General features: G+C 73.3%; 12 protein-coding genes. 5 read left to right on the top strand and 7 right to left on the bottom strand.

Features of this window, described 5'->3' with window-relative positions; all coding sequences use genetic code 11:
* Window positions 1-7 precede the first annotated feature (7 nt).
* The 3 genes from FHS87_RS14550 to FHS87_RS14540 form a co-directional block, all read right to left on the bottom strand.
* Window positions 8-1,627 carry a heparinase II/III family protein gene (locus FHS87_RS14550; protein WP_184519765.1) on the bottom strand — a complete coding sequence of 540 codons (1,620 nt, stop codon included), beginning with the start codon at window positions 1,625-1,627 and terminating at the stop codon, window positions 8-10.
* A complete protein-coding gene (rpe, locus tag FHS87_RS14545) occupies window positions 1,624-2,352 on the bottom strand; it encodes a ribulose-phosphate 3-epimerase (protein WP_312862006.1) in 729 nt (242 codons plus the stop codon). The genes FHS87_RS14550 and rpe overlap by 4 nt, the downstream gene beginning before the upstream one ends.
* A gap of 102 nt (window positions 2,353-2,454) precedes the next feature.
* Window positions 2,455-2,925: an Lrp/AsnC family transcriptional regulator gene (locus FHS87_RS14540; protein ID WP_184519762.1), complete on the bottom strand. Its 471-nt coding sequence runs from the start codon at window positions 2,923-2,925 to the stop codon at window positions 2,455-2,457.
* Window positions 2,926-3,045: 120 nt separating this feature from the next.
* On the opposite strand from FHS87_RS14540, the gene FHS87_RS14535 reads away from it, so the two are divergent.
* Window positions 3,046-4,068, top strand: coding sequence for a tripartite tricarboxylate transporter substrate binding protein (locus FHS87_RS14535; RefSeq protein WP_184519760.1), 1,023 nt, complete (start codon window positions 3,046-3,048; stop codon window positions 4,066-4,068).
* A 232-nt stretch (window positions 4,069-4,300) separates the two neighbouring features.
* Here the strand turns inward: FHS87_RS14535 and FHS87_RS14530 are convergent, their stop codons facing one another.
* The 3 genes from FHS87_RS14530 to FHS87_RS14520 form a co-directional block, all read right to left on the bottom strand.
* On the bottom strand, window positions 4,301-5,986 hold the full coding sequence (locus tag FHS87_RS14530) for a stimulus-sensing domain-containing protein (protein WP_184519758.1): 1,686 nt from the start codon (window positions 5,984-5,986) through the stop codon (window positions 4,301-4,303).
* Between the two features lie 203 nt (window positions 5,987-6,189).
* Window positions 6,190-6,432 (bottom strand): hypothetical protein, encoded by a 243-nt coding sequence (locus tag FHS87_RS14525; protein ID WP_184519756.1) that lies wholly within the window; start codon window positions 6,430-6,432, stop codon window positions 6,190-6,192.
* A 130-nt stretch (window positions 6,433-6,562) separates the two neighbouring features.
* Window positions 6,563-7,264: a response regulator transcription factor gene (locus tag FHS87_RS14520; RefSeq protein WP_184519755.1), complete on the bottom strand. Its 702-nt coding sequence runs from the start codon at window positions 7,262-7,264 to the stop codon at window positions 6,563-6,565.
* Window positions 7,265-7,322: 58 nt separating this feature from the next.
* On the opposite strand from FHS87_RS14520, the gene FHS87_RS14515 reads away from it, so the two are divergent.
* Window positions 7,323-7,949, top strand: a complete 627-nt coding sequence (locus FHS87_RS14515) for a HugZ family pyridoxamine 5'-phosphate oxidase (RefSeq protein ID WP_246418418.1) — start codon at window positions 7,323-7,325, stop codon at window positions 7,947-7,949.
* Window positions 7,946-8,503 (top strand): DUF3237 domain-containing protein, encoded by a 558-nt coding sequence (locus FHS87_RS14510; protein WP_312862005.1) that lies wholly within the window; start codon window positions 7,946-7,948, stop codon window positions 8,501-8,503. Before FHS87_RS14515 ends, FHS87_RS14510 begins: the two co-directional genes overlap by 4 nt.
* Window positions 8,504-8,510: 7 nt before the next feature.
* Here FHS87_RS14510 and FHS87_RS14505 read toward each other — a convergent pair whose 3' ends face one another.
* On the bottom strand, window positions 8,511-9,479 hold the full coding sequence (locus tag FHS87_RS14505) for a Bug family tripartite tricarboxylate transporter substrate binding protein (RefSeq protein WP_184519753.1): 969 nt from the start codon (window positions 9,477-9,479) through the stop codon (window positions 8,511-8,513).
* 236 nt (window positions 9,480-9,715) lie between these two features.
* Between FHS87_RS14505 and FHS87_RS14500 the strand changes: the two genes are divergently transcribed.
* Both FHS87_RS14500 and FHS87_RS14495 read left to right on the top strand, forming a co-directional pair.
* On the top strand, window positions 9,716-11,323 hold the full coding sequence (locus FHS87_RS14500; protein ID WP_184519751.1) for a phosphoenolpyruvate carboxykinase: 1,608 nt from the start codon (window positions 9,716-9,718) through the stop codon (window positions 11,321-11,323).
* 50 nt (window positions 11,324-11,373) lie between these two features.
* Window positions 11,374-12,108: a molybdate ABC transporter substrate-binding protein gene (locus FHS87_RS14495; RefSeq protein WP_184519749.1), complete on the top strand. Its 735-nt coding sequence runs from the start codon at window positions 11,374-11,376 to the stop codon at window positions 12,106-12,108.
* Window positions 12,109-12,444 lie beyond the last annotated feature (336 nt).

Here is a 12,444-nt window from a genome sequence, read left to right as displayed (position 1 = left end):
GGGGCCGCTAGCCCTCGCTCGCCGCCACCCGCCCGATCGCCCACTGCACGTTGCCCGTCCCGGCCTCGGCCAGGACGACGACCTGCTTGCTCGGCTTCGCCTCCCCGAAGACCTGCACGCTGTCCTCGACGAGCACGCGGCCGCCGCGGGCGCGGAGCCGCCAGGTGGCGCCGGAGGGCAGGCGCAGCAGCACGGAGGCCCCGTCCTCCTGCGGCGTGGGGGTCACGGCGGGGTGGAGGTGGAAGCGCAGGGCGAAGGCGGGGATCTCCTCCGCCTCCACGAGGTCCTCGCCGCGCAGGTCGTCCCCGGATTCCGCGAGGTAGAGGCGGCGGCGGTGGATCGCGCCGAAGGCCCTCTTCCAGCCGTCATGCGTGGCCTCCAGCCACTGTGCGCCGCTCGCCTCGTGGCGCTCGGCCTCCACGTGCTCGGGGCGGCGGCCGAGGCCCTCCTCGGTCAGCTCGCTGCTGTTGGTGTCTGCGAGCACGAGGGTGGAATGAGCGGCGGTGGCGCGCAGCGCGTCCCGCCAGGCGCCCTCGGCCGCGGGGGCCGCGCCGCAGTTGACGATCAGCCGGTCGCGCCCGATCGACATCTCGAAGGAGAGGGTGCCGGCATGGTGGACGCGGTCGGCGCCGCGGGAGAGGCCGCCGGGCAGGATGCCGTTGCTGCGAGCGGGCGGGGCGCCGCAATCGGCGATCACGAGCGTCCGCCCGGCCTGGAGGCGCTGGAAGCCGGCATCGCCGAGGATCAGCGGCGCGCGGCCGCGGGCCTGGGCCTGGGTGAGCACGAGGTCGAGCAGGCTCGCCGCCTCCTCCCGCGTGGCGTTGAAGGCGGCCAGCCCGCCATCGCCGTGGCGGAAGAGGCGGAGCGCGGGGGCGGCGCGGTCGAGCGCGTGAGCGAGGTGCGGCGGCGCTTCGATCCCCGCGCCGTGCAGGAGGTTGCGGATCTCGATGAGGTCCTGCAGCGCCAGCAGCAGGATGCCCGGGCTGCGCTCCACATGCGCGCCGTCGGGCAGGATCTGGCGGTCGATCTCGGCGGGCAGGAGCTTGAGGCAGCGGGTGAGCCAGGGCTCCTCCTCCAGCGCCACGGCGGCGGCCAGCGCGCCCTTCAGCGCCACCAGCGCCCCGCGGTGCCGCGCCTCGGCCGGCAGGGAGGCGACGAGGACGCGGGCGTCGAGGGTCAGGCGGGCCATCATGGCGCGGCGGAAGCCATCCTCGGCGGTGGCGGCGATGAAGTCCCAGTGGCCGAGCCAGGCGGAGAGGCGGGCGCCCGCCACCTCCGGCGTGCCCGCCAGCGGGTCGGCCGAGGGCGCCTCCATCCAGGCGCGGGTGATGTCGCGCGCGTGCATCCGCGCCGCATCCGTGCCGAGGGCGCGGAGGTCGCGCAGCCAGGCGAAGCCGTGCAGCGCCGCGCGCCAGGGGGCGCTGCCGGCGAGGGGGCCGAAGGTGGAGGGGTCGTCGCGCAGCGGGCGGACGGTGCCGGCCACCTCCAGCTCGCCCTCCAGCAGGCGCTGGCCGCGCAGGGCGTCGCCGGGCCAGAGGTCGCGGAAGGCGCGGGCCGGGGCCTCGGGCACGCGCATGGGCTTGAGGGTGGAGAGGGTGCGGCGCGCGCCGCGCAGCCAGCCGCTCATGCCGCGCGCCCCTCCGCGCTCGTGGGAGCGGCCCCGGAACCTCCCCCGGGTCCTCCCCCGGGACCTCGGAGAGCGGCGATGGCGGCCGCACGGTCCGGCGCGCCGAACACCGCCGTGCCGGCCACCAGCACGTCCGCCCCCGCCTCCAGGCAGAGCGGGGCGGTCTTCGCGGTCACGCCGCCGTCGATCTCCAGGCGGATGTCGCGGCCGGACTCATCGATCATCCGGCGCAGGGCGGCGATCTTGGGCAGCTGGCCCTCTAGGAAGGACTGGCCGCCGAAGCCGGGATTCACCGTCATGACCAGGATGAGGTCCGTGAGGTCGAGCACATGCGCCACGCTGTCCAGGGGGGTGGCGGGGTTGAGCACCACGCCGGCCTTCTTCCCGAGCGAGCGGATCGTCTGGAGGGAGCGGTGCAGGTGCGGCCCCGCCTCGGGGTGGAGGGAGATCACGTCCGCCCCAGCCTCGGCGAAGGCGGCGAGATAGGGGTCCACCGGGGCGATCATGAGGTGCACGTCGAAGGGCATCCGGCTGAGCGGGCGCAACGCCTTCACCAGGGCCGGGCCGAAGGAGATGTTCGGGACGAAGTGCCCGTCCATGATGTCGAGATGCAGCCAGTCGGCGCCGGCGGTCTCGATGGCGGCGACTTCCTCGGCCAGCCGCGTGAAATCGGCGGCCAGGAGGGAGGGCGCGATCAGGGTGGGGTGAGGGGCTGCGCGGGTCACGCGGGGGGTTATGCGGCAGCGCGATGGGGGCATCAACACGCCGTGTCGCATTCTGTCACAGGGCCGCCCGGGGCGCGCCCGGACCCGCCTACAGACCCACCCTCAGACCGGCAGGGCCGTGCCCGCCTTCACCCGCTCCATGGCGAAGCGGCTGGTCACGTTCCGCAGCCCCGGCACGGTCGCGGTGAGGCGGCGGTAGAAGGCGTCATAGGCCGGCATGTCCGCCACCGCGACGCGGAGGAGGTAGTCGATGTCGCCCCCCATCCGCCAGCACTCCAGCACCTCCGGCATCCCCTCCACCGCCCGGCCGAAGGCCTCGATCCAGGCGGCCGAGTGGTCCCCGATCTCCAGCGCCACGAAGACGGTGAGCGGCAGGCCGACGCGGGCGGGGTCGAGCAGGGTGGCGCGGCCCGTGATGATCCCGGCCGTCTCCATCCGGCGAATACGCTTCCAGCAGGGGGTGGGGGTGAGGCCCACGGCCTCGGCGATGGCGGCGAGGGAGAGGGCGGCGTCGGGCTGGATCAGGCGCAGGATCGCGCGGTCGGTGGAGTCCAACTCCGGCTGCCCCGTCATATGCCAAATCCTTCCCCCGCCTCGCACTTACGGAGCAAAATAATCTTCTTCTTGCCGGGCTGGAAGGGATGATGGAGAAAAACCATCTCTTTCCCCATCATGTCCATCCCGGAACGCCCGATGCGCGACCTCTCCCGCCGCCGCCTGCTCGCCCTGGCCGCGGCGCTGCCCGCCCCGCTGGCCCTCGGCGCCGCCCCGGCCGCGGCCCGCCCGGCCTTCGCCCAGGGTGAGGCCCCCGCCCCCGGCGTCTGGCCGGACCGCTCGCTGCGCGTGATCGTGCCCGTGGCCCCCGGCGGCAGCCTGGACATCCTCGGCCGCACCGCGGCCAAGGCCCTCACCGGCCCGCTCGGCCAGCCCGTGGTGGTGGAGAACCACACGGGGGCCGGCAGCAACATCGCCTTCGACCTCGTCGCCCGCGCCAAGCCGGACGGGCTGACCCTGCTGGTCGGCTCCGACCCCCTGACGATCAACCCCGCCCTCTACGCGAAGATCGGCTTCGACCCCGTGCGCGACTTCGCGCCCATCGCGGAGCTGGTGCGCGCGCCGCAGGTGCTTGTGGTGAAGAACGCGCTGGAGGCGAAGGACCTCCGCGAGTACCGCCGCCTCGCGCTGGAGGCCGGCGGCACCACCACCCTCGCCAGCCAGGGCAACGGCAGCATCGGCCATCTCGGCGGCATCCTGCTCGGCCAGGCGCTGGGCATCCAGACGACGCATGTTCCCTATCGAGGCGGCGGCCCCGCCGTGGTGGACCTCGTGGCCGGGCATATCGACAGCCTGCTCGTCACCCTGCCCGCCGCCATCGAGTTCATCCGGGAGGGCCGCATCCGCGCCCTGGCCGTGACGGGCGCCGAGCGCAGCCCCGCCCTGCCGAACGTGCCCACCGTGGCCGAGCTCGGCCATCCCGGCTTCGAGGTGGTGACCTGGCAGGGGCTGCTGGCCCCGGCCGGCACGCCCGAGCCGATCCTCACCCGGCTCCACGCCGAGACGCGGACGGCGATGGCGAAGCCGGAAGTGGCCGACAACCTCCGCGCCCAGGGCTTCGAGATGGCGACCGGCAGCCGCGAGGAATTCGCCGCCCTCATCCGCGCCGAGGCAGCGCGCTGGCCGGCGATCGTGAAGGCCTCCGGCGCGCGGGTGGATTAGGGGTGGTTCGGGCGGTTCCTGGGAAGGCGCTGCCTTCCCAGACCCATCCGCCAGGAACCTGAGGTTCCTGGACCTCCCGTCTGAGAAGGAGTGCCGTGCCCGGCGGAGGCCCTTGAAGGGCCTCCGCCGGGCACGGCGTTTTAACAGATAGAGGGTCCAGGGAACTCAGTTCCCTGGCGGATAGGGGTCCGGGGAAAGGAGGCGCCTTTCCCCGGGGCAGCAGGAGCCACCCTCACACCACCGGCAGCCGCACCACGAAGCGCGCCCCGGCCACTGATCCCTCGGGGTTGCGGCGGTTCTCCGCCATGATCCGCCCGCCCAGCCCCTCGACAATCTGGCGCGAGATGGAGAGGCCGAGGCCGGAATGCTGGCCGAAGCGCTCGCCGCTCGGGCGCTCGGTGTAGAAGCGGTCGAAGATCCCCTCGAGCTTCGCCTCGGGGATGCCGGGCCCCTCATCCTCGATCGAGATCTCCGCCACCGCCCCCGTGCGCCGGGCGCGCACCTGCACGACCCCGCGGGCGGGGGAGAAGGAGACGGCGTTGCCCAGCAGGTTGCGGAACACCTGCACCAGCCGCCCCTCCACCCCGCGCACGACGAGATGGGCGGGCGCATCGATCCGCATCTGCGGGTCCTCCTCGCCGCGCGTGGTGGTGTGCAGCTCCACCAGCGTCGCGAGGATGGGGCCGATATCCACCGGCTCCGCGACCGAACGGGAGAGCTCGGCATCCACGCGCGAGCTGTCGGAGATGTCGCCGATGAGGCGGTCCATCCGCACCGCGTCCTCGGCGATGATGGCGAGCAGGCGCTTCTGCTGCTCCGGGTTCTCCACGCGCCGCAGCGTCTCGATGGCCGAGCGCACGGAGGTCAGTGGGTTGCGCAACTCGTGCGCCACGTCGGCCGCGAAGCGCTCATTCGCGTCCACCCGGGCCCAGAGGGCGTTGGTGCCGCTCTGCAGCGCGCGGGCGAGGATGCCGATCTCGTCCTGCCGCGCCATCAGCGGCGCGGAAACCGAGCCGCCGCGCCCCTTGCCCGCCCGCATGGAGGCGGCCGAGGCCGCCAGTTCCAGCATCGGCGAGGCGAGGGTGCGGGCGAGATAGACCGAGAGCGCCACGGTCAGCGCCAGGGCCATGACGAAGAGGACGAGGACGGAGCCGCGGATCTCCATCACCCGCTGGTCCACCTCCCGCGCCTCCCGCGTCAGCAGCACGATGCCGACGGGCTGGTTCGCGCGCCGCGCGGGCTCGGCCACCGAGACGAGCAGGCGCCCGTCCGCGGTGCGGCGGACATAGGGGTTCACGCCCCCCTCCAGCGCCAGGCGCAGCTCCTCCCGCCGGTCCGGGCCGAGATCGGGCTGCCACTCGAAGGAGGCGGCGCCCGGCGTCTCGTCCACCACCACGGCGGGGCCGCGCACGCGCGGGCGGGGGAACCAGTCCAGCACCTTCTCGTAGAGGCGGCCGAGCGTGCCCGCGATGGGGCCGGGCGCGCCGGGGGGCGGCAGCGGCTCGGTGACGATGGCGCCGCCCGGCCCCTCGCGCAGGCGGCTGTCGGCCACCAGAAGCCCGTTGTTGTCGAAGAGCTTCGCCTGGGTCGCCGGGCTCGGCTCGGTCAGGCGGCGCAGCAGGGGGCGGGCGGTGTCCGGGAGCAGGGTGGCGCGGTCGTCCTGGATGCGGACGCCGGCCTCGGCGATGCCGTTGGCGTAGATGCGCGCCTGGGTCCGCAGCCCCTGCACCTCGGCGGCCAGCAGCCCGTCCTGGTACTGGTCGAGGTAGAGAAGCGTCGCCGCCAGCAGGAAGGGCGGCAGCATGTTCACCAGCAGGATGCGGCGCAGCAGCGGCGAGATGCGCCGGCTCGTCCCGCGCCGCTCCAGGGGAACGGTGGGAGGTATCTCGGTCGTGAGGGGACCGCTGGCGTCCGGCATGGGGGGAGCTTAGGCCATTTCCGGTGCCGGGCGTGAGGCCGGGTGACGGCGATGATGGGGCAAAGGGACGCCCTGGCACGCGAAAGGCCCGCCGGCGAACCGGCAGGCCTTCCGTGAGGGGGGCGAGGGAGACGCCCGGGCCGAGCGGGGGGACCCAGCCTCGGGCGCGGCCCGACCGGATCGGGGCAAGCCCCGACCGGGGATCAGGCGTGCTGACCGGCGTTGCCCGTGGCGCCCGAGCGCTCCAAGAAGTTCTGGGCGGGGGTGGTGCTGGCCGCGCCGTTGCCGGCGAGCGGGGTGCGGGCCGCGCTCGCGGTCCAGGCCGGGGAGGCCACGGGGCCCGGGACATAGGTGCCCTCGGCGAAGGCGGGGGCCGCGGCGGCGCCGATCAGGGCAGCGGCCAGGCCGAGGCTGCGGAGGGTCCGGGAGAGGTTGGAGCTGGACATCGTTTCTATCCTTGGGATGGATGGGTCGGCGGATCGCCGCCGTCGGTGAAGGCCATATGCGCCCTCCCCCGGCTGGACTCCACCGCATCCCCTGGATAGTCCCCATCCACGCCGTGGATGGTTCTCCCGGTCACGCCTCCTTGTAGCGGTAGCCGATGCCGTAGAGCGTCTCGATCTGGCCGAAGCTGTCGTCCACGGCCCGGAACTTCTTGCGGACGCGCTTGACGTGGCTGTCGATCGTGCGGTCGTCCACGTAGATGTTCTCGCCATAGGCGGCGTCGATGAGTTGGTCGCGGTTCTTCACCATGCCCGGCCGCACGGCCAGCGCCTTGACCAGCAGGAACTCCGTGACGGTGAGCTGAACGGGTTTCCCCTTCCAGCTGCAGGTGTGCTTCGTCTCGTCCAGCACGAGGTCGCCGCGCGCGATCACCCCGCCCTGGGGCGTGCCCGACCCCTCCGCCCGGCTCGCCTCGTTGCGGCGGAGCAGGGTGCGGATGCGCTCAAGCAGCAGGCGCTGGGAGAAGGGCTTGGTGATGTAGTCGTCCGCCCCCAGCCGCAGCCCCATCAGCTCGTCCAGCTCGTCGTCCTTGGAGGTGAGGAAGATCACCGGCATGCCGCTGCGCTGGCGCAGGCGCTGGAGCAGCTCCATCCCGTCCATCCGCGGCATCTTGATGTCGAGCACGGCGAGGTCCACCGGCCGGGCGAGCAGGCCCTGGAGCGCGCTCTCGCCGTCCGTATAGGTGCGGACGGTGAAGCCCTCGGCCTCCAGCGTCATGGACACGGAGGTGAGGATGTTGCGGTCGTCATCCACCAGGGCGATGGTATGGGGCATCGGGCGTTCCTGAAGCCAGCTCTCGGGGCGTCGCACCCGATTGTGGCGGGAGGATGCCATGGCGGAAGCCGGGCGTGGAGAGAGGGCCGGGAAGGCCTCGGAAGACATGGGGGCCGGCGCGGCCTCGGGAAACACGGAGGCCGGTGCGGCCTCGGAGAACATGGAGGCCGGTCCGGCCTCGGAAAACATGGAGGCCGGACCGGCCTCGGGGGAGATGGAGGCGCGCCGGGCCGAATGGGGGCTGCAGGCGCGGCGCCTGATGCGCGGCGCCGCCTCGGCAGTGCTGGCGACCCTGGGCAAGGACGGGCAGCCCCACGCCGCCCTCGTCACCCCGGCCCTCGCGCCCGACGGGGCCGTGCTGCTCCTGCTCTCCACCCTCTCCGAGCACACGCGCCAGCTCATGCGGGACCCCCGCTGCTGCATCCTCTTCCAGGGCGCGGCGGAGGACGAGAACCCGCAGACCACGCCGCGGGTGAGCGTGGACGGCGTGGCGGAGAAGGTGGAGGACGAGGCGCTGAAGGCCGTCTGGCTGGCCCGCCACCCCTATGCCGAGCCCTATTCCGGCTTCACCGACTTCGCGCTCTGGCGGATGGAGCCGAAGGGCGGGCTGATGGTGCTCGGCTTCGGCCGGGCGCACCGGCTGCGCGCGGCCGAGTTCCGCCCGGCCGAGGGGGAGGAGGCGTGAGCGGGCGCGAGGGGATCGGGCCGCTGCCGGTTGCGAGCATCGGGCCGCTGCCCGTGGGAAGTGCCGGGCCGATGGCCGTGGAGGTGGCCCCGGCCTCGCCCCTCGGGCCCGCCCCGGACTTCATCGGGCAGGTGGACGTCGCCGTGGCCCCTCCCCAGCTCGTCGGCGCCGGGCCGCTGGGCGAGCGGCGGGTCATCCCCATCCTCGGCGGGCGGGTGAGCGGCCCTCGGCTGGAGGGGGAGGTGCTGCCCGGCGGCGCCGACTTCCAGCTCATCCGCCCGGACGGGGTGGCGGAGATCGAGGCGCGCTACACCCTTCGCCTGGCGGACGGTGCGCTCGTCTACGTCGTGAACCGCGGCCTCCGCCACGCGGCGCCGGAGGACATGGCCCGGCTCCTGCGCGGCGAGCCCGTGCCGCCGGAGCGCGTGTACTTCCGCACGGCCCCCGCCTTCGAGACCGCCTCCCCCGCCCATGCCTGGCTGCACCGGAGCCTGTTCATCGGCATGGGGGAGCGGCGGCCCGACAGCGTGCGGGTGCGGATCTACGCGCTCTGAGACGCGGCTACTCGATCGCGCGGAAGCCCGTCGCGCGCACCACCTCGGCCCAGCGCGCCGTCTCCTCCCGGATGAGGGCGCCGAAGGCCTCCTGCCCCCGCCCGGCCACGCGGAACCCCGCCTCCTCCATGCGGGCGCGCAGGGCGGGGGCGGCCAGGGCACGGAGCGCCAGCGCCTCCAGCTCCGCCCGCAGCGGCGCCGGGGTGGCGGCGGGGGCGACAAGCCCGAACCAGGCGCTGAAGGCGAGGTCGGGCCGCCCCAGCTCCGCCACCGTCGGCACGCCCGGCAGCAGCGGCGCGCGGGCGGGGCCGGTGACCGCCAGTGCTTTCAGCTTCCCCTCCCGCACCTGCGGCGCGACGAGGGCGACGGTGCCGAACATGCCCCCCACCGCCCCGTTCAGCACGGCCGTCATCGCGTCCCCGGTGGAGCGGAAATGCACGGCCTCCGCCGTCAGCCCGGCACCCGCGGCGAGGATGGAGGCGCCGAAATGCCCAGGAGTTCCCGCCCCGAAGGTGCCGAGGAAGAGGCTGGGCCGCGCCTTCGCCCAGGCGACGTACTCCGCAAGGTTCCCGGCCGGCACGGCCGCGGGGACGACGAAGGCGAAGTCCGCCGCCGCCACCTCGGCGATGGGCGCGAAGTCGCGGGCGGGGTCGTAGCTCAGCCGGGCATAGGTGCTCGGCGCCATGGCGAGCTGGCCGACCTCGCCCAGCAGCAGCGTCGTGCCATCGGGCGCGGCGTTGCGCCCCACCTCCCCGGCGGCGATCGCCCCGGCGGCGCCGGGCCGGTTGTCCACCACCACCCCCGCCGGCACGCCCTCCCGCATGCCGTCCGCGAGGAGGCGGGCGACGAGGTCGGGCCCGCTGCCGGGCGGGAAGCCGAGGACGAATCGGAGCGGCCGGTCGGGCAGGGCCGCGCGGGCCGTGAGGGGAAGGAGGCCGGCCAGGGCAAGAAGGGCGCGGCGGGTGGCGAGGGGCATGCACGTTCTCCCGGTTTTTTGAGCAGGCTAGGCCGGGAAAGCGGTCTTGACGACGCTTCATTTTTTATCCGGATCCCGTGGAATGGTATCGAAAGTTAAGTAACTATGCGGTTATTTCGCGCGCCTCACCACATTGCGCCTTAATTTTGCTCCCGGGCTGGGCGATGTTCCCCCTGCTTTTACCCGGTTCCCTGACCCCCCAGTGAGCCGAGCCAGCCGGAGGCATCCGCTTAACAATGACTGACACTTCCCATGCCCGCGCCCTGTCCGGCACCGGCGTGTCCGCGCCGCAGACCGTGCATGCGAACCTCACCGCCCCCGGCCTGACGACCCACGCGCTCCGCCGCGGCGAGGGCCGCCTCTCGGCGGACGGCGCCTTCATCGCCGTGACCGGCCAGCACACCGGCCGCTCCGTGCAGGACAAGTTCGTGGCGGACGACCCCGAGGTCACGCAGGAGATCTGGTGGGGCAAGGTCAACCAGAAGCTCGACCCCGCGAAGTTCGAGAGCTTCACCACCCGCGTGCGCGACTATCTCGGCGGCCGCGAGGAGCTGTTCACCCAGGACCTCTATGCCGGCGCCGACCCGGAGCACCGCATCAAGGTGCGCCTCGTCACGCCGAACGCCTGGCACGCGATGTTCGCGCGCAACATGTTCATCCGCCCGCCCGTGGAGGAGCTGGCCGGCTTCGAGCCGGACTACGTGATCCTGCACGCCCCGGAGATGGAGGCGAACCCGGCCACCGATGGCGGGCGCGAGGGCAGCTCGACGCTCATCGCCCTCTCCTTCGCCAAGAAGGTGATCGCGATCGCCGGCACGAGCTACGCGGGCGAAATCAAGAAGAGCATCTTCACCGTGATGAACTGGCTGCTGCCGGCCAAGGGCGTGCTGCCGATGCACTGCTCGGCCAATGTCGGCAAGGGCGGCGACACGGCGCTCTTCTTCGGCCTCTCCGGCACGGGCAAGACGACGCTCTCCTCCGATCCCGAGCGCGCGCTGATCGGCGATGACGAGCACGGCTGGTCGCCCAAGGGCGTCTTCAATTTCGAGGGCGGCTGCTACGCCAAGGTCATCAAGCTCTCCAAGGAGGCCGAGCCGCAGATCTGGAACGCCTCCCACCGCTTCGGCGCGGTACTGGAGAACGTGGTGGCGGACGAGCGCGGCGTGCTCGACCTCGACAACGGCTCGCTGACCGAGAACACCCGCTCCTGCTACCCGATCGAGTTCATCCCGAACACGGTCCCGGGCGGCATGGCCGGCCTGCCGAAGAACGTGGTGATGCTGACGGCCGACGCCTTCGGCGTGCTGCCGCCGATCTCCAAGCTCACCCCGGCGCAGGCGATGTACCACTTCATGTCCGGCTACACCGCGAAGGTGGCGGGCACGGAGAAGGGCCTGGGCAAGGAGCCGCAGGCGACCTTCTCCACCTGCTTCGGCGCCCCCTTCCTGCCCCGCCACCCCGAGACCTATGGCCGCATGCTCGCCGAGTTGATCGAGAAGCACGGCGCGCAGGTCTGGCTGGTGAACACGGGCTGGACCGGCGGTGCCTATGGCACGGGCCAGCGGATGAGCATCAAGCACACACGCGCCCTGCTCCGCGCCGCGCTCGACGGCTCGCTCGCCAAGGTCGAGTTCGTGCAGGAGCCCTTCTTCGGCCTCGCCATCCCGAAGACCCTGGAGGGCGTGCCGTCCGAGGTGCTGAACCCCCGCGACAGCTGGGCGGATAAGGCGGCCTATGACCGGACGGCCAAGGACCTGCAGTCCCGCTTCGAGAAGAACTTCGAGACCTTCGCGGGCGCGGTCAGCGAGGACGTGAAGAAGGCCGCCATCAAGGCGGCGGCCTGACGATCACCGGGGGGCTTCGGCCCCCCGGTTCCGCTTAGGGGAGGACGTGCATGCCCTGGCCGCGCCGAGCCCTCCTCGCCACCGCCCTCCTGCCCGGCGCCGCCCGCGCGCAGGCCGCGCCCGAGATCCTCGCCGCCGGCGCCACCCAGCACGTCTTCGAGCCCCTGCTCGCCGCCTGGCCCGGCCCGGGAACACCCCCCTCCATCACCTTCGACACCGTGGGTGCCCAGCGGGACCGCGTGCGGGCCGGCGCGCGCCCGGCTGTGGCGGCGCTGAGCGAGGCGGCCATCGCCGCCCTCCGCCGGGACGGGCTGGTCGCGGGCGAGGCCCTGCGCCTCGGCCGCACCGGTGTCGGCCTCGGCGCCCGCGCCGGCTCCTCCCTGCCGGAGGTGACGGATGCCGACAGCCTGCGCCGGACCCTCGCCCTGGCGGAGAGCGTGGCCTGGGCCGATCCCGCCCGCGGCGCGACGGCCGGGCGCCTGTTCCAGCGGGCGCTGGAAGCCCTCGGCATCGATCCCGGCCCCCGCGGCAGGCTTTTCCCTTTCGGCGGGGAGGCGGTGGCCGCCGCCGCGCGGGGCGAGGTGGAGCTGGCCGTCAGCCAGGGCACGGAACTGCACGGGCGCCCGGGCATCCGCTTCCTCGGCTACCTGCCCGCCCCCTTCCAGGAATGGACGCCCTATCTCGCCGCCCCCGTCACGCCCGGCCCGCGGGCGGACGAGATCATCGCGGCCCTCGCCGGGCCGGCCGGGCGGTCGGCGCGGCAGGCGTCGGGCTTCGTGGATTAGGGTGCGCAGGCGGCGCAGGGGCTTCCTGCGCCCCTTCCGCGACCAAGCCTGGCCTCCCCCCCCGCGGGTTCGGCTCGCGAACGGCCGGCAGCAGTCAAGACCGGTCCCGAAGCGCCCCGGCCCGGGCCGCCGCTTCACCCGGACAGGACTGGAGCAAGCCCCGAGCGGGCCGCGTCACCGGAAGGGAGAATTCGCTCGCCCGACAAAGGTCCGGAGCGTTTTCCTCTAGTGCCCTGATCGCGAAATTCCTACGATTATTTAGGTGATCGGTAGGGGTACGGCGATGGGCAAGCCTGCGGTGTCGATCGTGCTGAGCGCGGCCGAGCGGCGGGAGCT

The organism is Muricoccus pecuniae (assembly GCF_014199205.1).
GTDB lineage: Bacteria > Pseudomonadota > Alphaproteobacteria > Acetobacterales > Acetobacteraceae > Roseomonas > Roseomonas pecuniae.
This window is presented reverse-complemented; position numbering and strand designations above follow the sequence as displayed.

Bases quoted from the DNA above. Each gene is read 5' to 3' on its own strand.
- FHS87_RS14520 (WP_184519755.1), bottom strand. From the start codon at position 7,264: ATGCCCCATACCATCGCCCTGGTGGATGACGACCGCAACATCCTCACC.
- FHS87_RS14525 (WP_184519756.1), bottom strand. From the start codon at position 6,432: ATGTCCAGCTCCAACCTCTCCCGGACCCTCCGCAGCCTCGGCCTGGCC.
- FHS87_RS14505 (WP_184519753.1), bottom strand. From the start codon at position 9,479: ATGCCCCTCGCCACCCGCCGCGCCCTTCTTGCCCTGGCCGGCCTCCTT.
- FHS87_RS14530 (WP_184519758.1), bottom strand. From the start codon at position 5,986: ATGCCGGACGCCAGCGGTCCCCTCACGACCGAGATACCTCCCACCGTT.
- FHS87_RS14515 (WP_246418418.1), top strand. From the start codon at position 7,323: ATGGCGGAAGCCGGGCGTGGAGAGAGGGCCGGGAAGGCCTCGGAAGAC.
- FHS87_RS14550 (WP_184519765.1), bottom strand. From the start codon at position 1,627: ATGAGCGGCTGGCTGCGCGGCGCGCGCCGCACCCTCTCCACCCTCAAG.
- FHS87_RS14500 (WP_184519751.1), top strand. From the start codon at position 9,716: ATGACTGACACTTCCCATGCCCGCGCCCTGTCCGGCACCGGCGTGTCC.
- FHS87_RS14535 (WP_184519760.1), top strand. From the start codon at position 3,046: ATGCGCGACCTCTCCCGCCGCCGCCTGCTCGCCCTGGCCGCGGCGCTG.
- FHS87_RS14540 (WP_184519762.1), bottom strand. From the start codon at position 2,925: ATGACGGGGCAGCCGGAGTTGGACTCCACCGACCGCGCGATCCTGCGC.
- FHS87_RS14495 (WP_184519749.1), top strand. From the start codon at position 11,374: ATGCCCTGGCCGCGCCGAGCCCTCCTCGCCACCGCCCTCCTGCCCGGC.